This is a genomic window from Pseudaeromonas paramecii (assembly GCF_039540575.1).
GTDB classification, from domain to species: domain Bacteria; phylum Pseudomonadota; class Gammaproteobacteria; order Enterobacterales; family Aeromonadaceae; genus Pseudaeromonas; species Pseudaeromonas paramecii.
In genome coordinates this window covers 54,790-79,902 of the sequence record NZ_BAABFC010000001.1, presented here as the reverse complement: position 1 = coordinate 79,902, position 25,113 = coordinate 54,790, and the positions used below count along the sequence as shown (strand labels likewise).

The window sequence follows — 25,113 nt, the reverse complement described above, 5'->3', positions numbered from 1 at the left end:
AGGCACGCGGTCGCGCGACCCGGCGGGCTAACCAAGTCGTTAAAATAATGCGACAATAGCCGTCCCGTTCCAGTGAGGTGAGAAGGAAGCATGTCAGCCAAGATTATCGATGGGAAATCGATTGCCCACGCCATTCGTCAACAGGTTGCCGACGCCGTCAAGGCGCGTGTCGACAAGGGGCTGCGCGCACCCGGTCTGGCCGTGGTGCTGGTGGGTGAGGATCCGGCGTCCCAGGTCTATGTCGGCAGCAAGCGCAGGGCCTGCGAAGAGGTGGGTTTCGCTTCCCGCTCCTATGATCTGCCGGTAACCACCACTCAGGCTGACCTGCTGGCGCTGATCGACCAGCTGAACGCCGACCCCGAGGTGGATGGCATACTGGTACAGCTGCCGCTGCCCAAACACATCGACTCCACTCTCGTGATTGAGCGAATCCTGCCGGATAAGGACGTGGATGGCTTCCACCCCTATAACATTGGCCGGCTGGCCCAACGCATTCCGGCGCTGCGGCCCTGTACCCCCAAGGGCATCATGACGCTGATCAAGAGCACGGGTGTGGATACCTACGGGCTAAACGCCGTCATCGTGGGCGCCTCCAATATCGTGGGCCGCCCCATGACCCTGGAACTGCTGCTGGCCGGCTGTACCACCATGACCACCCACAGGTTCACCAAGGATCTGGCCTCATTTGTCCGCCAGGCGGATCTGTTGGTGGTAGCGGTAGGCAAGCCGGAATTTATTCCAGGCGACTGGATCAAACCCGGTGCCATTGTCATCGATGTGGGCATCAATCGTCTGCCTGACGGACGGCTGGTGGGGGATGTGGCCTACGACACGGCCGCAGAACGCGCTGCGTTTATCACCCCGGTACCTGGCGGTGTGGGCCCCATGACGGTGGCTAGCCTCATCGAGAACACCTTGCAGGCCTGCGAGGAGTATCACAGCTGATCGGCTGGCCTCAGGAACGACAAAAGGGGCCTGATGGCCCCTTTTTTATGCAATTCTGTATTTAGAACCCTACCCCTACTTGGTCTGCGGCGGTAAGGCTGGCAATCCCACTGCCACCAGCAATCCCCCTTCCGGCCGGTTGCTAAACTGCAGGCTGGCACCGTGCAATTGGCAGATGCGTGCCACTAGGTTGAGTCCCAGGCCAACGCCACTGCCGCGCCTATCCAGGCGGCGGAAGGCATCGGTCAACCGGGACAACTCGGCCTCCGGCACCCCGGGCCCGTCGTCGGCCACCCGTAACCAGCTCTGCGTCCCCTCACAGGTCAGGCTGATATGGATATGCCGGCTGCCCTGGGCATAGCGCGCCGCATTCTCCACCAGATTGCGCAGCAGATGACGCAACAGATCCCCTTCCCCCTTGACCCAGCAAGGCTGCAACTGCCACTGGATCTCCATCTGTGCCTCCGCCGCCAGCCGCTCCAGTTCGGGCTGCATCGGGTGGATAACACGGCTGACGAGCTCCAGCTGCTCCTGCAACCCCATGACGAACTTTGGCTCCAGCCGCGCCATCTGCAGCAGCTGCGCCACGCTGCGGTGCAGCTCATCCAAACGGGCGATAAGGGGGGTGACTCCGGGTACTCCCTCATTCTCCATCAGCTCCAGGTTGAGCTTGATCCCCGCCAGGGGCGTCCTGAGTTCATGCGCCACATCGGCAGTAAACTGGCGCTCCCGTTGCAAGGCGAGCGATAACTTGGCAAACAGCTCATTGATGACCAGTGTCACCGCCTGTAACTCTTCGGTATGCCCGGTAAGCCTGATGGGCTGCAGATTACCCGGATCCCGGGTGGCCAGCTGTTGGCAGAGACGCTTAAGGGGCGCCACCAGCCAGCTGATGCCCACATAGGCCAGCAGCAGCATCAAGGCGCTTTGCCCGGCCGAGGTCAGCAACAGCGCCTCCATGGCCTCACCGGATTCCTTGGCCAATTCCGCATCCGTCATCTGCTGATCCTGCGCCGCCTTGGCGAGGATGTAGACCTGCTCCTGGGTTTCGTGCCAGACCCGCAGCACCAGGATGGTCTGGCCAATAAAAAAAATCAGGGCCAGCAGTGTGATCAGCCGGCCCCGCAGGGTACGCCAAGGGGCCATCATGAGGTGGGCTCCTTCTCCAGGCGATAGCCCTCTCCGCGCACCGTGCTGATCCAGCCCGCCCCCAGCTTGCGCCTCAGGTGGTGAATGTGCACCTCCAGGGTGTTGGAGCCAATCTCGTCCTGCCAGTCATAGAGATCTTCTTGAAGCCGCTCCCGGTTCACCGTCTTGCCGGCGGCCAGCGCCAGACGCCGCAGCAGGGCAAACTCCCGACGTGTCAATAGGATGGGTTCCCCCGCCAGGGTCACCAGCTTGTCGTCGAGCTCCAGACACAGAAGGCCACACTCCAGCCGGTTGCTGGCCTGCCCATGATCTCGCCGCAGCAAGGCACGAACCCGCGCCTGCAACTCCGCCAGGGCGAAGGGCTTGACCATGTAATCGTCGGCTCCCAGATCCAGCCCCTGGATCTTCTCATCCAGCGTATCCCGGGCGGTGAGGATCAGCACGGGCACCCGCAGCCCCTGACGGCGCCAACGCTTGAGCAGGGAGAGTCCATCACCATCCGGTAATCCCAGATCCAGCACCACCAACCCATACTGGGTCACGGCGACATGGGCTTCTGCCTGGGCCAGGCTGGCCACCGCATCACAGCTGTATTGCTCCAGCTGCAGGGCCTTCTGCACCCCTTGCCGCAGCAGGTCATCGTCTTCCACCACCAGGATTTTCATCCAGTCAGATCCTTCTTCTTATCCACTGCGGGCATCCTATCACTGCTGCAGACGTTGTTGTAACGCCTGGATTTCCTGTCGGCGACCGGCATCAGCCACCTCGCGCCCTGGCCTGGGCTGGGCCTTGAGCGCCTTGGCCAAGAAGGCCATGGCCTGGGGCTTTTGCCCCTGGCTGGCCAGGTAATCGGCATAGAAATAGTTGCTATCGATGCCGTGGGGGTTGTACTTGAGCCCTTCCATCAGCATCTTTGCCGCCAACTTGTCATCGCCAAAGCCCAGCGGCCAGCCCGGCACCTTGTAGTAGAGCACTCCCAGAGAGGTCAGCGCCGAGCCCTGCAGGGTGGACGGATCCTGTGCTATCACCGCCTCATAGTCTGCCTTGGCCTCCTTGGCCAGCCCAAGGGCACCCAACCCACCCTTGGCCCCGGCGTAGCTACCTATGATGATGCCAGCCCAGGTCTTGAGCGCCAGATCCTGCGGCGCGGCGGCACTGGCCGCCCGCACCTCCTCACTGAGCTGGGCCAGGGCGGCTTCTTTGGCATCGCCGCTTTGCTGATAGTTGGCCTGGGCCCAGCGTGCGGCAAAGGACTGATAATCGGACTCCCCCGCCCAGGCGAAGGCGCCGAACAAGAGGCCGGCCAGACTCAGCAATCGCAGGCTAAAACGCAATTGTGTCATGCTTGTTTCTCCTTGGGTGTGGCCGCGGGGTGCTCCTCTCGGCAAAACTGCAGAATTTTTTCTCGCTGCGACCCCAGCACCCGATCCAGCAGTCCTGGGAACAGACGATTGAGCAACACGTAGAGCCGCTCCGCGCCCCCCAGATACCGGCGGCGCCTACCCTTGAGCAGGGCCATCAGGGCGGCGGCCACCTGCTGCGGACTGTCCACTCCATTGCCCATGGCTCGGTTGAGGGCAGCTACCCCGCCGGCATTGAGCTCGGTGTCGGTGGCCCTGGGGGCCAGCAGGCAGATCCGGGGACCCTCAGCGCCCAATTCGCGCCCCAGGGCCTGACTGAACTGATGTAAGCCGGCCTTGGTGGCGCAGTAGACGCTAAAACCCGGATAGCCGATATCACCGAAGGTGGAGCCCAGGTTCACCACCTGACTGCGGCCGTCCATGAAGGGCAACAGGGCACGGGTCAGCCGTATGGGTGCCAGCAGATTCAGCTGCAGCTGTGCCTGGATTTGTGCATCGGTCTGTTGTTGCAGAGGGGCAAATGCCTGTACCCCGGCGCCATTGACCAGCAAGCCCAGACGCAGATCCCGCACCTGGCACCAGTCGGCCAAGATGCTGACTGACGCCTCCTGCGCCAAATCCAGGGCCAGGCTCGCCAACTGGCAATTGGGATAACGCGCTCGTAACTCCCCTTCCAACGCCGCCAGGGGGACGTGACGGCGCGCAACCATCAACAGAGGCCACCCGTCCGCCAGCAGGCGGTCACAGATGGCGCGTCCTATGCCACCGCTGGCGCCGGTCACCAGAGCCCAGGTTTGACCATCAGGCTGCATCTTGATGCGCCTCCATGGGCAGGGCGCGAAACACATCGCCATACAGGCGATACATCACCTTGGCCATGTGAGTCACCGCCGCCTGATCCGCTGGCGAGTCCAGCCGGTCCATCAAGGACTCGAAGAAACGAATATGCTCCTGATCCAGACTGCCGTGAGAGTAGAGGTAACTCATGGCCGTATCCGGCAAGCCCAAGGTGCGCTGAATAAGCTGCCCCATGGGGGTGGCCAGGTTGACACTGGTCCCCTCCAGCACCAGCACCATGCCGAAGAAGGCCACCGGGTTGCCTCGTTGGATGCTGTCCCAGGCATAGCTGACCATCAACTCGGTGGCCAGGGCCGGCTGGCCCGCCTCCACGGCGGCCGCATCGCCACCGGCCTGCTGGATATCACTCAGGATCCAGCGGTCATGGCCCCGCTCCTCTTCGATGTATTCGGTGATGGCATCGAACAGCCAGCGATGCTGCTCGTCCAGCCGGCTGCCGCAGGCCATCAGCAAGGGCACCGTATGGCGCACGTGGTAATAGGCCTGAGTCAAGAAAGCCAGATAACGTGGCAGGGTGATCTCCCCCCGCTGACAGGCCAGGATGGCCGGCGCACTGAGCAGGTACTCGCGCTCGGCCCGGGTATCGTTAACCAGTTGGGCATAAAAACTCATGCAGTCTCCTTGTCGCCTTGGCACGCCACCGCTGCGGCGCCCTGGCGGTTGTGATTCAAACGGGTGAGATACAGGGTGTCGCGACGCAACCGACCGTTGCTGGTCAGCTCGCCCTGAGCCGCACTAAAGGGGGTGTCGGTCCGCTGCCAGCCTTGCAGGCGGGCGTAAGCCGGCAGGCGGGCCATACAGTGCTGGATCTGCACTGCCAGACCGGCAGGATTGGCCGCCCAATGAGGGGCAAACAGCAGGGCCTGGATCCCCATGACCTCATCGCCATACACCCAGGCTTGCAGGACGCCGGGGATGGCGCACAGCTCGGCCTCCAGCCATTCCGGGCTCACGTTGCGGCCAAGGCTTGTCACCAGGGTGGACTTCTTGCGCCCCAGCACCAGTAGTCGGCCCGTATCATCCCACTGCCCCAGATCGCCGGTGGCCTGCCAGTGTGGTGCGGCCGAGTCCGGCACGCCCAGGATGCCCAAATGGCCATTGCCACCCAGCCAGATTTCACCGTCTTCGGCTATCTTCACCGCCAGATGTGGCAGGGGCTGACCAACGGTGCCGGCCACGGGGGCCGCGGGATCATCCAGGGCCACCACAGACGCCACCTCCGACAGGCCATAACCTTCACAGACCGGCAGCCCCAGGGCTCGGGCACGCTGGAGCAAGGGCACGCTACTCTTGCCGCCCCCCACCGCCAGCATGGACCAGGGCTTAGCCAATTCTGGCTGTTGCTCGACCCCGGCCACCAGCCAACTCAGGGTGGCCGGCAACAGGATGAGGCTATCGGCCCCGGACTGCGCCAACGCGGTGACGAAAGCATGGGGGTCCGGCCGCGCCAGATCCCCTAACCCCAGAGAGGCTAAGGACTGCAGTTGTACCTGCCGGCCAAGGTAGAGCGGCAGATACACCCCAGCCAGGTTCTCCAAGAGCACCGCCAACGGCATGGTGCACAGGTGACGTCGTCCTGAAACCTGCCCCAGCCGCTGGGCCAGGGCTTGAGTGGTGGCCAGCTGCTGTTCCGCCCCCAGGCAGATGCCCTTGGGGGTGCCCGTGGTGCCCGAGGTGTAGGTCACCTTGAGGCTGCCCGCCGGCAGACTGGGCATGGGGGTTGAGGGCAATGGCTGGTGCTGCCAGGTAAGGGTCTCGGCCACCAGCAGACCGCTGGCGCCGCTGTCCCGCAACAGGTGTTCCCGCTGCAATGGGCTGAAAAACGGCGGTATGGGGACACAGGGCACCTGAGCACGGGCACAGGCCAGATCTGCCAACACCCAGCCGACACTGTTGTCGCCCGCCAATGCCAGGGGCCGTCCCGCCACGGCCAGGGCTCGGCAACGCTCGGCACCGGCCTCGATGGCCTGCCAGAGGCCGGCAAAGTCCAGCTGGCCCGCCGGACTGACGAGGGCCGTCGCGCTGGGTCGCGTCTGGGCCCAGTTGGCCAGTTGCTGCCATAAGCCCTTCATAGGCTAGCCTCTCGTGCCAGATCCAGTCCGCAAGCGGGCAAGCCCGCCAACAGGGGGGCAAAGGTCGAGGTCTGCAGCCGCTGCCAGCCCTGGGCTATGCTGCCCGCCAGCACCCGAGGGTTGCTCTCGTAATAGCGCCCCCAGCTGGCCGGTTCTTCAACACGCTGCGCCTGAGCCGGCGCCAGGGTGATGGGCAAGAGCCCCAGCTGATTAAACAGCCCTTGCACCTGTTGGGTGGCGGTGAAGGTGACATAGCGAAACTGTTGCTGGTTGAGGTACGTCACCATGATGAGGATCAGCAGGCGGGCCATGCCGCCACGGGAGGCCAGGTTGCCCAGCTCCAAGATGGCGGCACGATCTACCGGCTGCTGCAGTTGGGCGGCCAGCTGCTGCTCGATGGGATAGTCCAGGTATTGTTCCAAAAACAGCGGCTCGTGACCGGCCAGCCGCAGGCCGACACTGGCCAGCAGTGGGCCGTCGGCACGGCGTAACACCGCTTGCCATGGCATCAGGGCTCCCACCCGGGCGCCATGCACGGCGCTAAAACGTTCGGCAACAAACTGGGTCAGCTCCGCATCCGGCCGATGCAGCGAAAAGTGCAGCTGGGCCAGTTGCTGGGCAGTAGGCGGGGCAAAGTGCAGTGCAGGCTCCATAAAGGACTCCGGATAATCACCATGTCCTCAGGCTAGACCGCCAAGATTAAGATGAACTTAAGAGACAGCTTAACTTATGGAAACAGCAAGGCCGGATAGCGCAATTGATCCGCCTCAAACGTTCGCCGCAGCTGGTCATAGGCTGGAGAGGCCAGTACCTGGGCAAAGCCACGGGCAAACTCCGCCACCACCGCCGGATCCTGATTGGCGTTGAAGGCATAGCACAGGGGCAGCTCATCGATGACCCACTTGATGACAAAGGCACCAGGCTCGGCCCCCAGATCGGCAAAGGCCTTGGCCAGTATGGTGTCTGTGCCGGCGATGTAACGTACCCGCCCCGACTGCAACTGGCGCGCCAATTGCTGGTAGCTGTTGGCCGGCATCAGCAACCTGTCGTCAAAGCTGTGATTGAGCAGCATCTGCTCCCCCACATCCGAGCGCTGGGCACCGATCCGCGCCGTGCGCGCCTCATCCAGGCTCGCCAACCGGCCACCATCCTCCCGCCGCCCCACCAGCACCACCCGCAGGGTGGCAATGGGACAGACCCACTGGAACAGAGGTTCCCGGTTGGGAGTTCGGGTGGTGGAAAACAACACCACATCCGGCTTCTGGGTCAACAGGTAATAGCCTCTGGGCCAGGGCACCAGCCGGATGGGTGTGGGACGCTGCCCAAGTGCCTGCCAGGTTAAATGAAGCAGGGAGACAGCCAGGCCACCGGGTTCGCCATTGGCCTGCGGATAGTTGTAGGGATAGGCATCTTCGGTTAGGTAATCCAGCGGCGGCAGCGCCCTCGCAGCACAGCTCACCAGGCACGCCAACACCAGTATGATCTGCTTCACCTGCGCCTCTCCATCACACACGGCCATGGAGTTGAGTGTAGGTGGCTATGCGGGATCGCGAACCGAAAGCCAGACGCACAGAAGAAAAAGCCCCGCCGAGGCGGGGCTTGGACAGATCCTGCTTACTTACGACGCCAACTGGTGCCGGCGGGGCCGTCTTCCAGCACTATGCCCATGGCGGTGAGGGCATTGCGCGCCGCATCGGCGGCCGGCCAGTCCTTGGCGGCACGCGCATCGTTGCGCGCCTTGATCAGGGCCTCGATCTGCGCCACCTCGTCATCGTCCTCACCGGACTGGAAGAAGCGCTCGGGATCCTGCTGCAGTATCCCCAGCACGGCCCCCAGGGCCCGCAGCCGCGACGCCAGGCCCGCAGCGGCCGACTCGTCCACCGTCTTCAGGCGGTTGACCTCACGCGCCAGGTCGAACAGCACCGAATAGGCTTCCGGAGTGTTGAAGTCGTCATTCATCGCCGCCTCGAAGCGCTCGACCAACGCCTCCCCCCCGGCTGGCGACACCTGAGGCAGTCCCCGCAATGCGGTGTAGAGCCGCTCCAGGCCAGCTCTTGCCTGGTTGAGGTTTTCATCGGAGTAGTTGAGCTGGCTGCGATAGTGGCCGGACATCAGGAAGTAGCGCACCGTCTCTGGGTCGTAGACCTTCAGCACATCCCGGATGGTGAAGAAGTTGCCCAGGGACTTGGACATCTTCTCCCGGTCCACCATCACCATGCCCGAGTGCATCCAGGTGTTGACGTAGGGGGTGTGGTGGGCGCAGCAGCTTTGGGCCACCTCGTTCTCATGATGCGGGAACATGAGATCAGAGCCGCCGCCATGAATGTCAAAATGGGCCCCCAGGTGCTTGGAGTTCATGGCGGAGCACTCTATGTGCCAGCCAGGACGGCCCGGGCCCCAGGGAGAGTCCCAGGTCGGTTCGCCCGGCTTGGACATCTTCCACAGCACGAAGTCCATGGGGTTGCGCTTGGCCTCGTCCACACTGACCCGGGCGCCGGCCTGCAGCTGCTCCAGATCCTGGCCGGAGAGGCGGCCATACGCGGGAAAGCTGTCGATGGCGAACAGCACATCGCCGTCCGCGGCCACATAGGCATGGCCGTTGTCCAGCAGCTGCTGCACCAGATCGATGATCTCCTGGATATGGGCGGTGGCCCGCGGCTCGATATCGGGCCGTACCAGGTTCAGGGCATCGAAGTCGGCATGCATGTCGCCGATCAGCCGCTCGGTCAGGCTATCGCAACTCTCGTGGTTTTCGGCCGCCCGCTTGATGATCTTGTCATCCACGTCCGTGATGTTACGGACGAAGGTCAGGTCGTACCCCAAATAGCGCAGGTAGCGGGCCACCACATCGAAGGCCACAAAGGTTCGACCATGGCCTATGTGGCACAGATCGTAGATGGTCACGCCACAGACATACATGCCCACCTTGCCAGGCTGGATGGGAACAAATTCTTCTTTTTGCCGGGTGAGGGAGTTGTAGATCTTGAGCATGACGAACCCTGTGTCGATAACCAATGAATGCGAGGGGCTATTCTAACGACTCGGGCGAGCCATGACGAGAGGCATAGACTACCGGCGCAAGGCCGGTAGTCTGTCGTTTATTGCACCAGGCCGTGGCGGCGCGCCACCGCCAGATCGATCTTCAGCCGATCGTCCGGCTCATAGTAGCCATAGACCAGACAATCGGACGAAATGCCCAGGTCATCACACAATCCCTCCCAGTTATCGCAGTGATCGTGCATGTAGCCGATGGGCAATTCGATGAGGTCTGATGTCTGCATGGGGCACCTCCTGCATAATCGGCAGCCACGGTTTGAGTATAGCTGCGCGCTGAAATTGTTAGCTGGATCACGCCATTCTCCCCTGCCAATGATCGTGCTAGACTGTCGCCCAACCGTTGCGCATTCCACATGCCAATGCATCACAACCTACTGAAATGCGGTCGGTTTGCCCTACCCCAATAGGTAACAAGGAACGAATATGATCACACTGCACACCAACCACGGTGATATCAAACTGGAACTGTTTGCCGACAAGGCGCCCATCACGGCCGCCAACTTCGAGCAATATTGCCGGGATGGCCACTACGATGGCACCCTGTTTCACCGTGTCATTGATGGCTTCATGATCCAGGGCGGTGGTTACCTCTCAGGTTTCGAGGAAAAGGAGACCCGGGCACCGATCCAGAACGAAGCAAGCAACGGTCTGTCGAACAAGACCGGCACCATTGCCATGGCCCGTACCATGGATCCCCATTCCGCCACGGCCCAGTTCTTCATCAACGTCTCCGACAACGACTTCCTGGACTTCAAGTCCGAAACCATGCAGGGCTGGGGCTACTGTGTGTTCGGCCAGGTGGTGGACGGCATGGATGTGGTGAACAAGATCAAATCCGTGAAAACCGGTCGCTCCGGCCGCATGCACCAGGACGTACCGGTCGACGAGGTGCGCATCGAGCGCGTCACCCTCGACTAAGCCATAGCGGGCAGCCTTGGGCTGCCCTTTTTCATCCAGCCCAGCCAGCCTCATGACCACACTCTTTATCTCCGATCTGCACCTGTCCGACCACAGACCCGAGCTGACCGCCGCCTTCCTGCGCTTCCTGCAACAGGAGGCCTGTCAGGCCGAGGCACTCTACATCCTGGGGGATCTGTTCGATTTCTGGGTGGGGGATGACGAGCCCAGCGGGCTGCACGAGCAGGTGGCCGCTGCCTTGCGGGCCCTCGCCGAACAAGGGGTGGCGCTCTATTTCCTGCATGGCAACCGGGATTTTTTGTTGGGCGACGCCTATGCACGACGCGCCGGGCTGACGCTGCTACCGGAATGCCATCGGCTGATGCTCTACGGCCGCCCCACCCTGCTGCTGCACGGCGATACCCTGTGCACCCGGGATTTGGCCTATCAGAAATACCGCCGCTGGGTCAGCCAAGGCTGGCTGCAGTGGTTGTTCCTGCGTCTGCCACTGAGGTTGCGGTTGCGCCTGGCCCGGCGCATCCGGCAAAACAGCCGGCAGGATAAGGCCTACAAGTCCAGCAGCAGCATGGATGTGACTCCGGAGGCGGTCAGCCAGTTGCTGCAGCAGCACGGCTGCAGCCTGATGATCCACGGCCACACCCACAGACCCGCTTGTCATGCCCTAGCCGAGGGTGAGCGCTGGGTGCTGGGGGACTGGGACAGTCACTGGTATCAATTAGCAGTCGGCCCGGACGGTATCCATCAGCAGCGTCACCCCGTCGAACCGGTCACCGCCGGCTAGTCTTCCCCGCCGCCCCGCCCAATGCCGTACTCCCGCAGCTTGTTGGCCACGGCGGTATGGGAGATGCCCAGACGCTTGGCCAGCTGGCGACTGGAGGGATAGAGCGGATAGAGGCGGGAGAGCATCAGCTGTTCAAACCGCTTGGCCGCCTCCGGCAGACTGCCATCAAACCACTGATCCGAGATGGGCTCCTCCTGCTCCAGCAGCGGCAGGCGCAGATCCTCGGGCCTCAGCTCGTCCGCGTCCAACAGGGTCAGTGCCTGATAGAGGGCGTTCTTGAGCTGACGCACATTGCCCGGCCAGGGGTATTGAGCGACAAACTCCAGCAGGCTGCGACCCAGCCGCGGGTGACTGCGCTGGAGCTCATCGCAGATCCGGCTCACTAGTTGGCGGGTCATGGGGCCTATGTCCGCCTGGCGGCGACGCAGCGGCGGCAGCTCCAGCTGCAGGGCGCTCAGGCGAAAATAGAGATCCTCGCGAAAGCGCCCCTGGCGCACCCGCTCCGCCAATGACTGCCGAGTGGTGCAGAGGATCCGCACATCCACCCTCACCTCCTGCTCCTGGCCGACCCGGTGAAAGCGTCCATCCTCCAGCACCCGCAACAGCTTGCTCTGCAACAGGGGCGACATCTCCGCCACCTCATCTAGCAGGAAGCTGCCGCCGTTGGCCTGCTCCAGCAGGCCCCGCTTGCCAGGCCAGGCCGCGCCGAATGCGCCCGGGGCCGAGCCGAACAGCTCGTGCTCCGCCACCTCGTCAGGCAAGGCGGCACAGTTGAGGGTCATGAAGGGGCCACCGGCCCGCAGGCTGCCCTTGTGGCACGCCCGGGCCAGCATCTCCTTACCGGTGCCGGTCTCGCCGGCGATGAGCAGCGGCAAGTCCTGCATGGCCAGTCGGCAAGCCTGGTGCAGCAGGCTGCGCATGGCCTCGCTTTGCGCGGTGAAGAGTTCGAAGCGGCTGTCATCATCAGCGTGCAGCAGGCTGAAATGATGTCCCACCCGGCGGGCGGACTTGAGCACCACCAGGGCGCCGGCCAGGCACTCCTGGCTGGCCCCCTCGGGAATGCTGATAGGCAGGATATCGGCCAGGTACTCCTCGCCGGCGAAGCTCAGCTTGCAGGTTTCCGGCTGGCAGGCGCCCGCATCCAGCCAGGCCAGAAAGGCAAAGCCCCGCAGAAAGCTGCCCACCTGCAGGCCCAGCACATCCTTGAGGCCGAGCCGCAGTATGTTGAGCACCGCCTCGTTGACATGATTGATGCGCCCCTTGGCGTCGATGGCAAACACCAGATCCGGCAATGCCTTGAGCAGGGCCGCCACCTCGTGATGCTCACGTTCGGATGGCATCCAGGCGACGGTTTTCACATCCAGTACCCCTTGGATGCGCCGTATCTCCGGCATCAGCTGCTGCAGGCGGGAAAAGTCCAGCTCCGGGAAGTGCAGGTAGATGACGCCTGCCACATCCAGCTCTATCCCTCGCAGATCGATGGAATGCTCCTCCAATCGGGCCAACAGCTCCCGGGTCAACCCCAGCCTGTCCTCACAACTTACCTGCAGACGCATCATGACTCCTTAGCTTGCCTCGGCAGGATTATACGGCAGCCGGCCGGCAAGGCCAGCCACAGGGCATCAGGCCACTGGCGGTATGGGTGCCGCCGCCAGTTGCAACAGCAGGCCCCGCAACAGACCGCTCTCCCAGGCCTTCAGCAGGGTGCCCTCATTGCTCTGTTCGATCCTCAGCAGGGCACTGAGCACCTTGCGGGCCGCCAGTTCGCTCAGCTCCTTCACCTCGGCCAGGCTCAGCTGCAGTGGATCCCGCTGCCACTGTCCCCAGTCGAAGAACACCACCAACTGGTGGCGATGGCAGGCGCTGGTGAACTGATGCAACGTGGAGACAGGCCCGCGATAGGCCAGTCGCTCGGCCCACTGCTTGGCTATCCGCTGGCGCTCCTCGCCGCTGGGTTCACAGGGATTGGCACCGATGAGGGCCAGTGCGGTCTGCTGGATGGCAGCAGCCTGATGCAGCTGGCTGCGCCAGTGGGCCGGCAGGCTGCTCAGGCCGTAAAGGGGGCCAGCCAGTTGGCCATAAACGGACGCGGTGGTGCCGGCCTCCTCTCCCAGATTGGCGGCCAGCAGGGCCCCGCTGGCGAAATCATCACATTGCCACAGGGCCCAGAGGGCCGCCTCCAGGGTATGAATGACATAGCCGGTGGCCCGGATATGCTGGGCATCCTTGTGGCGATAGCTGCCACTGATCACATCGACAATATCCGGATGCCAGTGGGCGCCCCAGGGTTTGAGCAGGCTCAACAGGCGGCGGGGATCCAGCCAGTGCTCCTTGTCCTGCTCGCCATCCAGCAACTGCCACAGCAACCAGGTCACCAGTTGACAGGCCTGGACGGCGCGCTCCTCGCCATGGGTCAGCATGGCCTGCCAGGCGGCGATCTGCATGGCGCGTTCCACCGACTGCCGCTCTCCGTAGTAATACAGAGCGATAGGCGCCACCCGCATCAGGGCACCGTTGCCGGCGGTGAGGGGATCTTCATCGCCAGACCAGGGATCATGGGTGTGTTGGTAGCGGGTCAGGGCGGCCAGCACCGTCTTGCCCACCCGGGGCGGCTGGCCGGTACAGCTGCGGTAGCCTTGCTGCCACCAGCGTAAGTACCTGTCCATCTGATCGCGGCTGTGAAAGCCATGGCAGGCCAGCAGGCTATCGGCCAGACAGAGGGTCATGGCGGTATCGTCGCCCCACTCCCCGGCCTGCACCCCCAGCAGGCCACCGCCTTGCAGATCCGAGATGGGCTGCACCAGGCGCTTGGGGGTGCCCTCCTGGATGGAGCCCAAGGCATCACCACAGGCCGCCCCCAGCAAACAGGCGACGGCCTGCTCACTCAGCGGTGACAACGGATTGAAATTCAGCATACAGATCTCCCCAAAGCGACTCCCAGCCGGAGTCACAGCGCTTGCTTGTCGCCCTCGGCCATGGAGGGCGCGTTCTGCATGATGGCCGCAGCCAGGGGCACGGTCGCTGGATCTAGCTTGCTTGGTCTTTGGAAAACAAATTGCCCAGCTGACGCTTGAGATGTTGTAGCAAGTCCAGCCGGATCTGAGCAAGGCGCGGCCGCTCGTTTGGTGAAAAGCTCAGCGGTCGGCACAGGCTCATGGCCTGGATCCCCAGCCGGGCGCACAATAATCCGGCACCCAGCCCCTGGGCCACCCGGGTGGACAGGCGAGCCGTCAGCTCGGCGCCCAGCCAGTCCAGACCGACCTCGGTGACGGCCTCCGCCGCGCCGATATAGATGGCATGACGCAGTATCTGCCGCAGCAGGGTGATGCGACTCCAGTAACCCAGGCTGACGCCGTAGCAATCGGCGATGGCATCCAGCATGCGCAGGCTGCGCCACAGCACCAGCAGCATGTCGACGATGGCCAATGGACTGATGGCCACCAGCACCGCCGCCTCACTGCTCCAACGCACTATCTGCTGGCGGGCCAGGTTATCGGCATGGCCCAGCACCAGCTGGCTGAACAAGGCCTGCTGCTCTGCCGGACTATGGTGGGGTTCGCACTGGGACTGCCAGCGGGCATAGCCTTCGGTGTCGGCCAGGCCGCACGCCTTGGCCAGGGCCGGCAGGTAGTTGGCCTTCCCGTCCGGCGCCTCGGCGCGCCAGCGGGCCAGCCGCTTGAGTCGGCGCAGCTGACGCCACTCCTTGAACAAGCGGCCACCGGCCCCGATGACCACCAGGGCCAGCACAGGCAGCCAGAGCCAGGCCAGCCCGACCCCCTGGCCCAGCCGATCCACCAGCCACCAGGCCAACTGGACGGTTCCTAGCCCCAGGACACCCAGCACGCCCCAGCCCAGGCTCCCCAGCCGGGGTAGCGGCGGTTCGGGCGGGACCGGCGGCTCAGGGTCTTGCCAGACTTCGGTCTCTGGTGGCAGGTGACCGGCCAGATCCACCGGACTGGCCCGCTCGGCATGGCGGGGCTGGGCCAATTCGGCAGGATCCAGTCGGATGGCGGTACGACGTGGCTGTGTCATCTGAGCTTGTCTCCCAGTAAAAACTCCAACGCTTGATCCAGGCGCAGATGGGCCATGGGCCCGGTCTGATCCCAGGGGCGTGGCCGCAGGGCCAGGGGCTGAATCGGGGCCTGCCAATAGGCAGCATCGGGACGGCCGATGGGCAGATCGCCGGGGAACAGGGCCACCGGCGTGCCATCCAATCCGGTCCCCTCAATCACCGTCAATGGCTTACCCTGGTGAGTCAGGGTATGAAACTGGCCGGCCCGCACCGACGCCAGTACCTGGCTGGCCACCTGGATCCCCTCAAAGCGGGCGTGGGCGCGGCCACCCTGGGTCAGACTCTCCAGCAGGGCTTGCAGGGCGCCATGTTGATCCGGGGTGACATGATCGGCCTTGCTGGCGGCAAACAGCAGGCGGTCGATGCGGGGAGCAAACAGCCGGCGCCACCAGTTGCTCTGACCATACTGAAAGCTTTGCAGCAAGAGCCCCAGGGTCTGGGCCAGATCGTCCCAGGCCGCCGGCCCCTGCTGCAGCGGTTGCAGGCAGTCCACCAGCACCACCTGACGGTCGAAGCTGGCGAAGTGATCGTGGTAAAAGCCCGCCACCAGATGGCGCTTGTAGTGCTCGAAACGCTGCTCGAACATGGCGTACAGGCTCTCCCGCCCCGGCGCGCCCTCGGGGGCCGGCCACAGCCAGGGGGTAAATTGCAGCACGGGGGCGCCGGCATATTCGCCAGGCAGCACGAAGCGCCCCGGCTGGATCAGCTGCCGCCCCAGTTGTGCCTTGGCCGCATGCAGGTAGTCGGTGTAGGCCTGCGCCAGGCGGGCCGCCAGCGCCTCGTCATACCGACTGGTGCCGTTGAGCGCGGAGCCCAACTGCAGCCAGGGCGCTGCCAAGGCCGCCAGCTCTGGTGCCGCCAGCTGCTTGCGCACCTGCTGACTCCACTGCGCATAGCTTTGCTGCAGCAGCGGCAAGTCCAGCAGCCATTCCCCCGGATAGTCCACTATCTCCACAAACAGCCGGGAGGTGTCGCCCCCCAAGTGCCGCCACAGGGGGTGACGGCTGTGGTAGCGCAGCTCCAGCCGCAACTCGCTCAAGCCTCGGGTGGGGGCCGGCCAGGCGGGTGGCTCGCCGCTTAAGGCCGCCAGCCCCGCCTCATAGCCGAAGCTGGGAATATGGTGATGTTGCTGGGGCACCCGCCGTGCCCCCAGCAGACGGCCACTGGCGCACACCTGCCACAGGGGCAGGCGGGCCTGTTGCAGACCGGCCTGCTCCAACTGGTGTACCAGCGCCGTGATGAAGGCGGTCTTGCCGCTGCGGGAGAGCCCGGTGACCGCCAAGCGGACATGCCGGTCCAGGCTGCGCTCGGCCAGGGTGGACAACTGATGTTGCAATGCTTGCAGGGGACGACGGTCAAACATGGTCGCTAGCGACTCCTCTTGATATCCCGGCTCACCCGATACTGGGACGAGGTGACCCACTTCTCCAGGCGCTGCAGGCGTTTATCCAGCTCATCGAAGCGCTGGCTGACGCTGCTCACACTGCTTGTCCCGCCCATAGGCCCCGCTGTCGCCACCGGCGGCATGGGATCCAAAAACAGCCAGGCTGCCAGATAGAGCAGCACCAGTATGCCCCCCAGGCCAAACAGGGCCGCCAGCACCACCAGCAGCCTGACCAGCCAGATTTCCATGCCCAGACGATGGGCCAGCCCGGCACAGACACCGCCCAGGGCGCCGTGCCGGGTATCGCGATACCAGTTGCTCATAGTCGCTCCCGCCAATGGGGATCGTCCTGATCCAGTAACAATTCCAAGGTATGGAGGCGCTGCTCCAACTGGGCGGCCCGTTCGCTCAACGCCTGTAACTGGGCCTGCCCACCCTGTGTGACGTCGGCAGCTAACCGACGCTGGGCCCGGTAGTGCAACACCAACCACACGGGAGCCACCACCACCATAAAGACGATGAGGGGCACCGACAGCGCCCACAGCATGCTACTCATCATGCTTGCTCTCTCCTCCTGTTACCGGCTTACCTGCCACCCGGGCCTTGAGGTTGGCCAACTCCTGCTCGATGGCATCGTCCACCGCCAATTCGGCGAACTGTTGTGCCAGGCTGGGGTTGCCCTGGCTGTGAATATCGGCCCTGGCTTCGAGCTCACTGATCTTGCGCTCCATCTGTTCAAACTTGGCCCCCATCTGCCGTGGCACCTCGCCCCCACTGCGGGCCTGGATCTGCAGTCGGCTGTCGGCGGTGGCACAGCGCAACGACATGGCCTGCTGGCGCGCCCGCGCATCCAGCAGCTTGGCTTCCAGCTGCTGGATCTCATGGCCCAGCTTGCTGATGCCCTCGGCCACGTGCCCCAGCTCCTCTTGCAAGGCTTGCTGGGCCTCGGTCAGTTTGGCCTTCTCCAGCAAGGCCGCCCGCGCCAGATCCTCGCGGTTCTTGATCAGCGCCAGCTGTGCCTTATCCTGCCACTCCTGGGCCTGATCGGCATAGCGGTTAAGCTGACGAGACAGCTCCTTTTGCTGGAGCAGGTAGCGGGCCAGGTTGCTGCGTTCCTGCACCAACCCCTCCTCCATCTCCTGGATGATGAGCCGCACCATCTTCTGCGGATCTTCGGCCTTGTCCAGCAGGCTGTTGAGGTTGGCACTGACAATATCGGCAATTCGAGAAAAGACGCCCATCTTCTGATTCCTCCACGGATTAACCCCACTGCGCCATCGCAGTCCATCCTGCTATTACAAATAGAATGCCAACTCTCATAAAAATATATCCTATTGATATTAAAGTAGTTATATAAAATGATGCTGGCGACATGATGTAAAGAGTGATTAAATTGACCAATCGTTTGGTCAAATTTACCAACCGCCATGGATGAAGAACGTCTGTTAGGGGAATCGAACCCCTTCCTCGAGGTCATAGAGCAGGTCTCCCGCCTGGCGCCTATCGCCCGCCCCGTGCTCATCATCGGCGAGCGAGGCACCGGCAAGGAACTCATCGCCCATCGCCTGCATTATCTCTCCCCCCGCTGGCAGCACCCCTTCATCAAGCTTAATTGCGCCGCCCTGAACGAGAGCTTGTTGGACAGTGAGCTGTTCGGCCATGAGGCCGGCGCCTTCACCGGCGCCCAGCGCCGGCATCCGGGACGGTTCGAGCGAGCCCACGGCGGCACCCTGCTGCTGGATGAGCTGGCCACCATGAGCGATCGCCTGCAGGAGAAACTGCTGCGGGTCATCGAGTATGGCGAATTCGAGCGGGTGGGCGGCCAGCAGCCGGTGCAGGTGGATGTGCGCCTCATCTGTGCCACCCATGCCGATCTGCCGGCCCTGGCGCGGGCCGGCAAGTTTCGCCACGATCTGCTAGATAGGATGGCCTTTGATGTAATAACCTTACCGCCCCTGCGGGTGCGCCAGGGTGATATAGTGCTGCTGGCCCACCATTTTGCCCAGCAGTGGGCCCAGGAGCTGGGCTGGCCACAGGCGCCGACGTTCGACCAGGCGGTGTTGACACAGCTGTGTCAGCATCCCTGGCCGGGCAATGTGCGGGAGCTGCGCAACGTGGTGGAACGCAGCCTGTTTCGCTATGGCGAGCCCGGTGTGCCCCTCTCGCGCCTGTGCCTGGATCCCTTTGCCTCAACCTGGCAAATGCCCACCGCCGAACCCGCTACCGCGGGGGTGAGTTGGCCGCTGGACTGGAAGCAGCATCTGGCAGAGTATGAGACGGCACTGTTACGGCAGGCCCTGCTGCGCAGCGACTTCAATCAGCGCCAGGCTGCCCAGAGCCTGGGCTTGAGTTACCATCAACTGCGGGGGCTGCTGCGCAAATACCCCGGGCTTTTACACCGCCAGGTCGAGACCGACACGGATAGAGAATGAACAGGATGCGAACCCTGCTGCTGCTCTCCCTATTGGGAGCGCTGACGGCCTGCAAGTGGCGCGACAACCCTCCGCTGGAGGGAGCCATCTATTGTGTGGAGGGCTATAATCAGTCCCTCAACCCCCAGGTCAGCACGCCGGGTCTGGTGGTCTCCTCCATCTCGGCCCAGCTGTATAACCGCCTGCTGCGGCTCAATCCCGTGACCCTGCGGCTGGAAGGCGATCTGGCCGATCGCTGGCAAGTCTCCCGGGATGGTCTCACCTACCGCTTCCACCTGCGCCAGAACGTGCCCTTCCAGACCACCCCCTGGTTTGCTCCCAGCCGTATGCTCAACGCCGACGATGTGCTGTTCAGCTTTGAGCGCATCATCAATCCCAAACACCCGTTTCACGGGGTCTCCGGCGGCCGTTATCCCTTCTTTGACGCCCAGGAGATGGGCAAGCTGATCCGCCGCATCAACCGGCTGTCGGCTCAGGAGGTGAGCTTCGAGCTGTGGCAACCGGATGCCGGCTTTCTGGCCAGCCTGGCCAGCGATTACGCCGTGATACTGTCGGCCGAATACGGCGATCGGCTCATCGCCCAGCGCGCCCGCAGCCAGATGGACACCCTGCCGGTGGGTTCAGGGCCCTTCGCCCTGCTGGCCTATCAGCCCGATGAATACCTCAAGCTGGTACGCCACCCCGGCTACTGGGAGGGGCAGCCACCCCTGGAGCGGGTGGTGTTCGACTTCTCGCCGTCGGCGGCCCGCCGGGTGGCCAAACTGCTTACCGGTGAGTGTCAGGTGGCGGCCTTCCCGGCCGCCAGCCAGATCGACTTCATCGCCCAAAAAACCCAGTTGAAGCTGGATATCCAGACCAACCTCAACACCAGCTTCCTGGCCATCAACACCGACAAGGCCCCCTTCAACCAGCTGAAGGTGCGCCAGGCCCTGGCCATGGCCATCAACCGGCGCAAGCTGCTGGATGCCATCTTCTACGACTCGGCCGACGAGGCGGACTCCCTGCTGCCCCCCAGCTCCTGGGCCCACAATCCCAACCTGGCGCCCTACCCCTTCGATCCACTCCAGGCCAAGCGCCTGCTGGCGGAGGCCGGTTACCCGGACGGCTTTAGCATGACCCTCTGGGTGCCGCCCATCTCCCGGGCCTACAACCCGGACCCCTTGAAGACCGCCCAACTCATCCAGTCGGATCTCAAGGATGTCGGCATCCAGTTGCGCATAGTGCAGCTCAAGCCTTACCAGATGCAGCAACGGCTGGCCCGTCGGCAGCAGGATGCGGTGCTGCAAAGCTGGGTGGCCAACACCATGGATCCGGACAACTTCTACCGGCCGCTACTCAGTTGCCAGGCCAAGCAGAGCAATGCCAATAACTTCTCCAGCTGGTGCAATCCTCATTTCGACCTGCTGCTGGACAAGGCCATTGCCAGCAACAAGCTGGCGGATCGTATCGCCGACTATCACCTGGCGGAGACCCTGATCAAGCAGGAGGTGCCCCTGATCCCCCTGGCCCATGCCCTGACCATTCACGCCTTCCGGCCCCAGCTGCGCCAGCTGCAGGTGGATCCCATGGGTGGAGTGGCCTTCAAACAGGCCTATCTGAAGGATTAAGTCATGCTCAATTACATAATGCGACGCCTTAATCTGCTGCTCTTCACCCTGCTGATGCTGAGCCTGCTGGCCTATTGCATCGACGTCACCCTGGTGAACCCGCGGGCTGACGGGCTGGTCGGCGGTTATTTCCGCTTCCTGGCCCGCCTGCTGGAGGGGGATCTGGGCTTCTCGTCCAGCTCCAACCAGCCGGTGGCAGAGCTTATCCGCCTGCACCTGCCGGCCACCGTCGAACTGTGCCTGGCCGCCCTGCTGCTGGCCATGCTGATGGGCATCACCCTTGGCACCCTGGCCGCTCTGAATCAGGGGCGCTGGGTCGACCGCATCATCCTGGGCCTGAGCCTGCTGGGGTACTCCATGCCCGCCTACTGGCTGGGCATGCTGCTGATCATGACCCTCTCCATGGATCTGGGCTGGTTACCCTCTTCCGGCCAGCTGAGCCTGTTGTACGAGGTCAAGCCGGTCACCGGCTTTACCCTGATGGATACCTGGCTCTCTCACTCCCCCTACCGGGAAGCCGCGTTCCGTGATGCCCTGGCGCACCTGCTGCTGCCCGCCGTGGTCCTGGCCATAGTGCCCACCACTGAGGTGATCCGCCTGGTGCGCGGCGCCATGATCAACGTGCTCAAGCAAAACTACATCAAGGCCGCCTTCAGCCGCGGCCTCTCCGCCCCCCGGGTGATGTTCAAGCACGGCCTGCGCAATGCCCTGCCCCCCATAGTGCCCATGCTCAGTCTGCAGTTCGGCAGCCTGGTCACCGCCGCCGTCATCACGGAGGTGGTGTTCAGCTGGCCCGGCATGGGCCGCTGGCTGGTGAACAGCATACAGGCCCGCGACTATGCCGCCATCGAGGGCGGCGTGCTGGTGATCGCCTGTTTCCTGGTGGTGGTGAACCTGCTGAGCGAATCCCTCACCACATTGCTTTACCCCGCTAAACGCAAGGATCTGTATGGCCAGGAAGATTAAGGTCTACCCCGAGATCAAGGTTCCGTCCGCCCTGGGGCAGACCTGGGCCGCCTATCGCCAGGACTCGCTGGCCATGCTGGGACTCTGGGGCCTGCTGTTTTTGCTGGCCACCCTCTGCTTTGGCCCCATGATGGTCTCGTTTGATCCTTTAAAACAGGATCCCAATGCCCTGTTGCTGCCGCCGTCCTGGACCCAGCAAGGCACCATAGAGTACTTCTTCGGCACCGATGATCTGGGACGGGATCTGCTGTCGCGTCTGGTGCACGGTGCCCGGCTCACCTTTGGCTATGCCCTGGTGGCCACCCTGGTGGCCCTGCTGTGCGGCTGCCTGCTGGGGCTCATAGGCGGCATGTCCCGTGGGCTGTTGGCCAGCACCCTGCACCATGTGCTGGATCCCCTGCTCTCCATCCCCTCCCTGCTGCTGGCCATCGTGCTGGTGGCATTGCTGGGGCCCGGGCTGCCCAACGTCACCCTGGCCATCACATTGGCCCTGATCCCCCAGATCACCCGGGCCACCTACAATGCGGTGCGCCAGGAGCTGGGCAAGGAGTATGTCACCGCCGCCCGGCTGGATGGCTCTCCGCCCTACCGCATCCTGCGCTGGGCCGTGCTGCCCAACATCCTGGATACCCTGGTGGCCCAGACCACCCGGGCCTTGTCCATGGCCATCCTGGACATCAGCACCGTCTCCTTCCTGGGCATAGGGGCTCAGGCGCCGGCGCCCGAATGGGGCAACATGCTGGCCGGTGGCTTGGAACTTATCTATGTGGCCTCCTGGAACGTGACCCTGCCGGGGCTGGCCATCATGCTCAGCGTGGTGATCACCAACCTGGTGGGTGATGGCCTGCGCAATGCCTTGCAAAAGGGGATGGACTGATGCCGCTGCTGGATATTCGCAACCTCACCATCGAGATCGACACCCCCCAGGGCCGGGTCAAGGCCGTGGACAGGGTGAGCCTGACCCTGAACGAGGGGGAGATCCGCGGTCTCGTCGGTGAATCCGGCTCGGGCAAGAGCCTGGTGGCCAAGGCCATTTTGGGGATGAAGAAGGATAACTGGCGCATCACCGCCGATCGCATGCGCATGGACGGCCATGATCTGCTGAGCCTGACCCAGGCCCAGCGTCGCCGCATCATGACCCGGGACATCGCCATGATCTTTCAGGAGCCCAACTCCTGCCTGGATCCCAGCGTGCCCGTGGGCGAGCAGCTGATCGATGCCATCCCCTGGCGGGTGTTTGACGGCAAATGGTGGCAGGTATTCCACTGGCGCAAGCGCCACGCCATAGCCCTGCTGCACCGGGTTGGCGTCAAGGATCACAAGGAGGTGATGAATGCCTACCCCCACGAGCTGTCGGTGGGGGTGTGCCAGAAGGTGATGATCGCCATGGCTATCGCCATCAAACCGCGGTTGCTGGTGGCGGACGAGCCCATCAGCGCCATGGAGGCCACCACCCAGGCTCAACTGCTCAAGCTGCTGGACAAGATGAACAAGGTGGGCAACACCACCATACTGCTCATCAGCAGCGATCTCTCCGCCATCGGCAACCTGGCGGACAGCTTCAGCGTCATGTATTGCGGCCAGATGGTGGAGACCGGCAGCCGGGAGCAGGTGCTGACCCAGCCGCACCATCCCTATACCGATGCCCTGCTGGATGCCATTCCCGACTTCAGTGGCCGGCTGGCCCACAAGTCCTACCTCAATCCCCTGCCCGGATCCATACCCCCGCTGCAGCACCTGCCCATCGGCTGCCGCCTGGGGCCTCGCTGCCCTTACGCCCAGAAGCAGTGCGTCAAGACGCCGCCCCTGCTGCAGAACAAGGGCCATCACTACAGCTGTCACTTCCCCCTCAACCTGGAGGAATCCCGTAAATGACCCCTGCTCCCCTGTTGCAGGTCCATGGCCTGAGCAAAAGCTATAGCCGCCGCAGCGGCCTGTTTCGCCGGGTGGTGCAAAAGGCGCTGGATCATGTCTCCTTTAGCCTAGAGGCGGGCGAGACCATCGCCCTGGTGGGGGAAGCCGGTTCCGGCAAGAGCACCCTGGCCAAGATACTGGCCGGGGTGACCCAGGCCACCTCGGGAGAGATACGGGTGGATGGTCAGGTGATGGATGAGGGTAACTATCAGCAGCGTTGCAAGCTTATCCGGATGATTTTTCAGGATCCCAACTCGTCGCTCAATCCCAGCCTGCGCATCGGACGCATCCTGGAGGCGCCCCTTATCCTCAACAGCCGGCTGAGCCCCCTGGAGCGCAAGCACAAGGTCATCGACACCCTGCGCATGGTGGGCCTGCTGCCCGAGCACGCCCTCTTCTACCCCCAGATGATCTCCGCCGGCCAGAAACAGCGGGTGGCTCTGGCGCGGGCCCTGATCCTGAGCCCACGCATCATAGTGGCCGATGAGGCCTTCTCGGTACTGGATGTGTCCATGCGGGCCCAGATCGTCAACCTGTTGCTCAAGCTGCAGAAGAACCTGGGGCTCTCCTACGTGATCGTGGCTAACGATCTGGGTCTGGTGCGGCACATGAGCGACAAGGTGATCATCATGCACCAGGGCAAGGTGGTGGAGACGGGGCCAACCGAGGCGGTCTTCTCCGCCCCTCAGCAGGAGATCACCCGTCGCCTGATCCAAAGCTACGAACACGAATACCGCCACGCCCCCGAGCACAGGGTGGCCGCCGACTAAGCAACGGCCGGCCAGGGCTACGGGGCCAGAGGTACGCCACTGTGAAAACGCAGCTGCGGATCCGGCGTGCTAATCAGCTCCGCCTCCAGAGCTCCGAACAGCGCCACCCTGGGGGCGATGGACGTGGGACTCAGGGACTGGGCCAGGCTCAGGTAATCTTGGTAGTGGCGCGCCTCGGAGCGCAGCAGCGACAGGTAGAAGCGGCCCAGCTCCTCATCCACCAGGGGCACCAGGCAGGCGAAGCGCTCGCAGGAGCGCGCCTCGATATAGGCACCGACGATGAGGCGATCCACCAGACAGGCCGGCTCATGGGTGCGCACCGCCGCCAGCAACCCCTTGGCATAGCGCCCCGCCGGCAAGGGATGCTCCGGTATCCCCCGCGCCGCCATCAACTCCCGCACCTGGGCATAATGGTGCAGCTCTTCTTGAATCAGTCGCACCAGCTTGCTCAGCAGCGGCCCCGGGGTCAGCAAGTCAAACACCCGCCGCTCATCTTCCGTGGTGAGCCGGCGCCCCAGCACCTCATCCTTGTCCGGCACCGCCTCCAGACCGTCATAGAAGCTCAAGGCCGGCAACCGATGCCGATGCTCGCGAGGCAGACAGTAACGCCGGATCAAGCTGTGGGCGGTCAGCGCCGCCTTCAGCTCACAGTTGGCATGATCTTGCAGCAGCAAGTCCGGCGCCTGCACCGCGGCGCTCAGCCAGGGAATGGGGGTCGGGCAATGCAAGAAGGCATGAATGGGAATCAGCAGATCGGCGTAGTCGTCAATGGGCATGGCATCACTCAGGGCTAACCAGAGGCCCGAGTCTAAGCCAGCCTGGCCGCC

At 63.5% G+C, this 25,113-nt stretch carries 27 protein-coding genes; 9 read left to right on the top strand and 18 right to left on the bottom strand.

Going from position 1 to position 25,113, the window contains the following annotated elements:
- The first annotated feature begins 90 nt into the window (after positions 1 to 90).
- Positions 91 to 945: a bifunctional methylenetetrahydrofolate dehydrogenase/methenyltetrahydrofolate cyclohydrolase FolD gene (folD, locus tag ABD847_RS00390; RefSeq protein ID WP_345008929.1), complete on the top strand. Its 855-nt coding sequence runs from the start codon at positions 91 to 93 to the stop codon at positions 943 to 945.
- Between the two features lie 75 nt (positions 946 to 1,020).
- Here folD and pmrB read toward each other — a convergent pair whose 3' ends face one another.
- From pmrB to ABD847_RS00340, 10 genes are all read right to left on the bottom strand, one after another.
- Positions 1,021 to 2,094, bottom strand: coding sequence for a two-component system sensor histidine kinase PmrB (gene pmrB / locus ABD847_RS00385; protein WP_345008927.1), 1,074 nt, complete (start codon positions 2,092 to 2,094; stop codon positions 1,021 to 1,023).
- Positions 2,091 to 2,759 carry a response regulator gene (locus tag ABD847_RS00380; RefSeq protein WP_345008925.1) on the bottom strand — a complete coding sequence of 223 codons (669 nt, stop codon included), beginning with the start codon at positions 2,757 to 2,759 and terminating at the stop codon, positions 2,091 to 2,093. The genes pmrB and ABD847_RS00380 overlap by 4 nt, the downstream gene beginning before the upstream one ends.
- 39 nt (positions 2,760 to 2,798) lie before the next feature.
- Entirely contained in the window at positions 2,799 to 3,437 is a 639-nt protein-coding gene (locus ABD847_RS00375) for a tetratricopeptide repeat protein (RefSeq protein ID WP_345008923.1), read from the bottom strand.
- On the bottom strand, positions 3,434 to 4,267 hold the full coding sequence (locus tag ABD847_RS00370; RefSeq protein ID WP_345008921.1) for an SDR family oxidoreductase: 834 nt from the start codon (positions 4,265 to 4,267) through the stop codon (positions 3,434 to 3,436). The genes ABD847_RS00375 and ABD847_RS00370 overlap by 4 nt, the downstream gene beginning before the upstream one ends.
- Positions 4,257 to 4,925: an iron-containing redox enzyme family protein gene (locus tag ABD847_RS00365; protein ID WP_345008919.1), complete on the bottom strand. Its 669-nt coding sequence runs from the start codon at positions 4,923 to 4,925 to the stop codon at positions 4,257 to 4,259. Before ABD847_RS00365 ends, ABD847_RS00370 begins: the two co-directional genes overlap by 11 nt.
- Positions 4,922 to 6,385 carry an AMP-binding protein gene (locus ABD847_RS00360; RefSeq protein ID WP_345008917.1) on the bottom strand — a complete coding sequence of 488 codons (1,464 nt, stop codon included), beginning with the start codon at positions 6,383 to 6,385 and terminating at the stop codon, positions 4,922 to 4,924. The genes ABD847_RS00365 and ABD847_RS00360 overlap by 4 nt, the downstream gene beginning before the upstream one ends.
- Positions 6,382 to 7,038 carry a thermostable hemolysin gene (locus ABD847_RS00355; protein ID WP_345008915.1) on the bottom strand — a complete coding sequence of 219 codons (657 nt, stop codon included), beginning with the start codon at positions 7,036 to 7,038 and terminating at the stop codon, positions 6,382 to 6,384. Before ABD847_RS00355 ends, ABD847_RS00360 begins: the two co-directional genes overlap by 4 nt.
- Positions 7,039 to 7,112: 74 nt before the next feature.
- Positions 7,113 to 7,877 carry a substrate-binding periplasmic protein gene (locus tag ABD847_RS00350; RefSeq protein ID WP_345008913.1) on the bottom strand — a complete coding sequence of 255 codons (765 nt, stop codon included), beginning with the start codon at positions 7,875 to 7,877 and terminating at the stop codon, positions 7,113 to 7,115.
- A 122-nt stretch (positions 7,878 to 7,999) separates the two neighbouring features.
- Complete coding sequence (gene cysS, locus ABD847_RS00345) at positions 8,000 to 9,376, bottom strand: cysteine--tRNA ligase (RefSeq protein ID WP_345008911.1); 1,377 nt, start codon at positions 9,374 to 9,376, stop codon at positions 8,000 to 8,002.
- A gap of 107 nt (positions 9,377 to 9,483) precedes the next feature.
- On the bottom strand, positions 9,484 to 9,666 hold the full coding sequence (locus tag ABD847_RS00340) for a hypothetical protein (RefSeq protein WP_345008909.1): 183 nt from the start codon (positions 9,664 to 9,666) through the stop codon (positions 9,484 to 9,486).
- A gap of 199 nt (positions 9,667 to 9,865) precedes the next feature.
- Here ABD847_RS00340 and ABD847_RS00335 point away from each other — a divergent pair, with 199 nt between their 5' ends.
- Both ABD847_RS00335 and ABD847_RS00330 read left to right on the top strand, forming a co-directional pair.
- Positions 9,866 to 10,360, top strand: coding sequence for a peptidylprolyl isomerase (locus tag ABD847_RS00335; RefSeq protein ID WP_345008907.1), 495 nt, complete (start codon positions 9,866 to 9,868; stop codon positions 10,358 to 10,360).
- A gap of 52 nt (positions 10,361 to 10,412) precedes the next feature.
- Positions 10,413 to 11,141, top strand: a complete 729-nt coding sequence (locus ABD847_RS00330) for a UDP-2,3-diacylglucosamine diphosphatase (protein WP_345008905.1) — start codon at positions 10,413 to 10,415, stop codon at positions 11,139 to 11,141.
- Here the strand turns inward: ABD847_RS00330 and tyrR are convergent.
- From tyrR to pspA, 7 genes are all read right to left on the bottom strand, one after another.
- On the bottom strand, positions 11,138 to 12,697 hold the full coding sequence (gene tyrR / locus ABD847_RS00325) for a transcriptional regulator TyrR (protein WP_345008903.1): 1,560 nt from the start codon (positions 12,695 to 12,697) through the stop codon (positions 11,138 to 11,140). The genes ABD847_RS00330 and tyrR overlap by 4 nt on opposite strands.
- 66 nt (positions 12,698 to 12,763) lie before the next feature.
- Positions 12,764 to 14,056 (bottom strand): ADP-ribosylglycohydrolase family protein, encoded by a 1,293-nt coding sequence (locus ABD847_RS00320; RefSeq protein WP_345008901.1) that lies wholly within the window; start codon positions 14,054 to 14,056, stop codon positions 12,764 to 12,766.
- Positions 14,057 to 14,168: 112 nt separating this feature from the next.
- A complete protein-coding gene (locus tag ABD847_RS00315; protein ID WP_345008900.1) occupies positions 14,169 to 15,173 on the bottom strand; it encodes a TIGR01620 family protein in 1,005 nt (334 codons plus the stop codon).
- Positions 15,170 to 16,576 carry a YcjX family GTP-binding protein gene (locus tag ABD847_RS00310; protein ID WP_345008899.1) on the bottom strand — a complete coding sequence of 469 codons (1,407 nt, stop codon included), beginning with the start codon at positions 16,574 to 16,576 and terminating at the stop codon, positions 15,170 to 15,172. The genes ABD847_RS00315 and ABD847_RS00310 overlap by 4 nt, the downstream gene beginning before the upstream one ends.
- Positions 16,577 to 16,581: 5 nt before the next feature.
- The gene (locus ABD847_RS00305; RefSeq protein ID WP_345008896.1) at positions 16,582 to 16,920 is read right to left on the bottom strand and encodes a PspC domain-containing protein; all 339 of its coding nucleotides are present in this window, start codon (positions 16,918 to 16,920) and stop codon (positions 16,582 to 16,584) included.
- Entirely contained in the window at positions 16,917 to 17,156 is a 240-nt protein-coding gene (gene pspB / locus ABD847_RS00300) for an envelope stress response membrane protein PspB (protein WP_345008894.1), read from the bottom strand. The genes ABD847_RS00305 and pspB overlap by 4 nt, the downstream gene beginning before the upstream one ends.
- On the bottom strand, positions 17,146 to 17,838 hold the full coding sequence (gene pspA, locus ABD847_RS00295) for a phage shock protein PspA (RefSeq protein WP_345008892.1): 693 nt from the start codon (positions 17,836 to 17,838) through the stop codon (positions 17,146 to 17,148). Before pspA ends, pspB begins: the two co-directional genes overlap by 11 nt.
- 186 nt (positions 17,839 to 18,024) lie before the next feature.
- On the opposite strand from pspA, the gene pspF reads away from it, so the two are divergent.
- The 6 genes from pspF to ABD847_RS00265 are packed head-to-tail and all read left to right on the top strand — an operon-like array spanning position 18,025 to position 24,286.
- Entirely contained in the window at positions 18,025 to 19,029 is a 1,005-nt protein-coding gene (gene pspF / locus ABD847_RS00290; protein ID WP_345008890.1) for a phage shock protein operon transcriptional activator, read from the top strand.
- Entirely contained in the window at positions 19,026 to 20,636 is a 1,611-nt protein-coding gene (gene sapA / locus ABD847_RS00285; RefSeq protein ID WP_345008888.1) for an ABC transporter substrate-binding protein SapA, read from the top strand. Before pspF ends, sapA begins: the two co-directional genes overlap by 4 nt.
- 3 nt (positions 20,637 to 20,639) lie before the next feature.
- Positions 20,640 to 21,602 (top strand): ABC transporter permease subunit, encoded by a 963-nt coding sequence (locus tag ABD847_RS00280; protein ID WP_345008886.1) that lies wholly within the window; start codon positions 20,640 to 20,642, stop codon positions 21,600 to 21,602.
- Positions 21,586 to 22,479 (top strand): ABC transporter permease subunit, encoded by an 894-nt coding sequence (locus ABD847_RS00275; RefSeq protein WP_345008885.1) that lies wholly within the window; start codon positions 21,586 to 21,588, stop codon positions 22,477 to 22,479. Before ABD847_RS00280 ends, ABD847_RS00275 begins: the two co-directional genes overlap by 17 nt.
- Positions 22,479 to 23,477 (top strand): peptide ABC transporter ATP-binding protein, encoded by a 999-nt coding sequence (locus tag ABD847_RS00270; protein WP_345008883.1) that lies wholly within the window; start codon positions 22,479 to 22,481, stop codon positions 23,475 to 23,477. The genes ABD847_RS00275 and ABD847_RS00270 overlap by 1 nt, the downstream gene beginning before the upstream one ends.
- Entirely contained in the window at positions 23,474 to 24,286 is an 813-nt protein-coding gene (locus ABD847_RS00265) for a peptide ABC transporter ATP-binding protein (protein ID WP_345008880.1), read from the top strand. Before ABD847_RS00270 ends, ABD847_RS00265 begins: the two co-directional genes overlap by 4 nt.
- A gap of 17 nt (positions 24,287 to 24,303) precedes the next feature.
- On the opposite strand, the gene ABD847_RS00260 is transcribed toward ABD847_RS00265, so the two are convergent.
- Positions 24,304 to 25,062, bottom strand: a complete 759-nt coding sequence (locus tag ABD847_RS00260) for a MiaE family protein (protein ID WP_345008878.1) — start codon at positions 25,060 to 25,062, stop codon at positions 24,304 to 24,306.
- Positions 25,063 to 25,113 lie beyond the last annotated feature (51 nt).

Bases quoted from the DNA above. Each gene is read 5' to 3' on its own strand.
- folD (WP_345008929.1), top strand. From the start codon at position 91: ATGTCAGCCAAGATTATCGATGGGAAATCGATTGCCCACGCCATTCGT.
- pmrB (WP_345008927.1), bottom strand. From the start codon at position 2,094: ATGATGGCCCCTTGGCGTACCCTGCGGGGCCGGCTGATCACACTGCTG.
- ABD847_RS00380 (WP_345008925.1), bottom strand. From the start codon at position 2,759: ATGAAAATCCTGGTGGTGGAAGACGATGACCTGCTGCGGCAAGGGGTG.
- ABD847_RS00375 (WP_345008923.1), bottom strand. From the start codon at position 3,437: ATGACACAATTGCGTTTTAGCCTGCGATTGCTGAGTCTGGCCGGCCTC.
- ABD847_RS00370 (WP_345008921.1), bottom strand. From the start codon at position 4,267: ATGCAGCCTGATGGTCAAACCTGGGCTCTGGTGACCGGCGCCAGCGGT.
- ABD847_RS00365 (WP_345008919.1), bottom strand. From the start codon at position 4,925: ATGAGTTTTTATGCCCAACTGGTTAACGATACCCGGGCCGAGCGCGAG.
- ABD847_RS00360 (WP_345008917.1), bottom strand. From the start codon at position 6,385: ATGAAGGGCTTATGGCAGCAACTGGCCAACTGGGCCCAGACGCGACCC.
- ABD847_RS00355 (WP_345008915.1), bottom strand. From the start codon at position 7,038: ATGGAGCCTGCACTGCACTTTGCCCCGCCTACTGCCCAGCAACTGGCC.
- cysS (WP_345008911.1), bottom strand. From the start codon at position 9,376: ATGCTCAAGATCTACAACTCCCTCACCCGGCAAAAAGAAGAATTTGTT.
- ABD847_RS00340 (WP_345008909.1), bottom strand. From the start codon at position 9,666: ATGCAGACATCAGACCTCATCGAATTGCCCATCGGCTACATGCACGAT.
- ABD847_RS00335 (WP_345008907.1), top strand. From the start codon at position 9,866: ATGATCACACTGCACACCAACCACGGTGATATCAAACTGGAACTGTTT.
- ABD847_RS00330 (WP_345008905.1), top strand. From the start codon at position 10,413: ATGACCACACTCTTTATCTCCGATCTGCACCTGTCCGACCACAGACCC.
- tyrR (WP_345008903.1), bottom strand. From the start codon at position 12,697: ATGCGTCTGCAGGTAAGTTGTGAGGACAGGCTGGGGTTGACCCGGGAG.
- ABD847_RS00320 (WP_345008901.1), bottom strand. From the start codon at position 14,056: ATGCTGAATTTCAATCCGTTGTCACCGCTGAGTGAGCAGGCCGTCGCC.
- ABD847_RS00315 (WP_345008900.1), bottom strand. From the start codon at position 15,173: ATGACACAGCCACGTCGTACCGCCATCCGACTGGATCCTGCCGAATTG.
- ABD847_RS00310 (WP_345008899.1), bottom strand. From the start codon at position 16,576: ATGTTTGACCGTCGTCCCCTGCAAGCATTGCAACATCAGTTGTCCACC.
- ABD847_RS00305 (WP_345008896.1), bottom strand. From the start codon at position 16,920: ATGAGCAACTGGTATCGCGATACCCGGCACGGCGCCCTGGGCGGTGTC.
- pspB (WP_345008894.1), bottom strand. From the start codon at position 17,156: ATGATGAGTAGCATGCTGTGGGCGCTGTCGGTGCCCCTCATCGTCTTT.
- pspA (WP_345008892.1), bottom strand. From the start codon at position 17,838: ATGGGCGTCTTTTCTCGAATTGCCGATATTGTCAGTGCCAACCTCAAC.
- pspF (WP_345008890.1), top strand. From the start codon at position 18,025: ATGGATGAAGAACGTCTGTTAGGGGAATCGAACCCCTTCCTCGAGGTC.
- sapA (WP_345008888.1), top strand. From the start codon at position 19,026: ATGAACAGGATGCGAACCCTGCTGCTGCTCTCCCTATTGGGAGCGCTG.
- ABD847_RS00280 (WP_345008886.1), top strand. From the start codon at position 20,640: ATGCTCAATTACATAATGCGACGCCTTAATCTGCTGCTCTTCACCCTG.
- ABD847_RS00275 (WP_345008885.1), top strand. From the start codon at position 21,586: ATGGCCAGGAAGATTAAGGTCTACCCCGAGATCAAGGTTCCGTCCGCC.
- ABD847_RS00270 (WP_345008883.1), top strand. From the start codon at position 22,479: ATGCCGCTGCTGGATATTCGCAACCTCACCATCGAGATCGACACCCCC.
- ABD847_RS00265 (WP_345008880.1), top strand. From the start codon at position 23,474: ATGACCCCTGCTCCCCTGTTGCAGGTCCATGGCCTGAGCAAAAGCTAT.
- ABD847_RS00260 (WP_345008878.1), bottom strand. From the start codon at position 25,062: ATGCCCATTGACGACTACGCCGATCTGCTGATTCCCATTCATGCCTTC.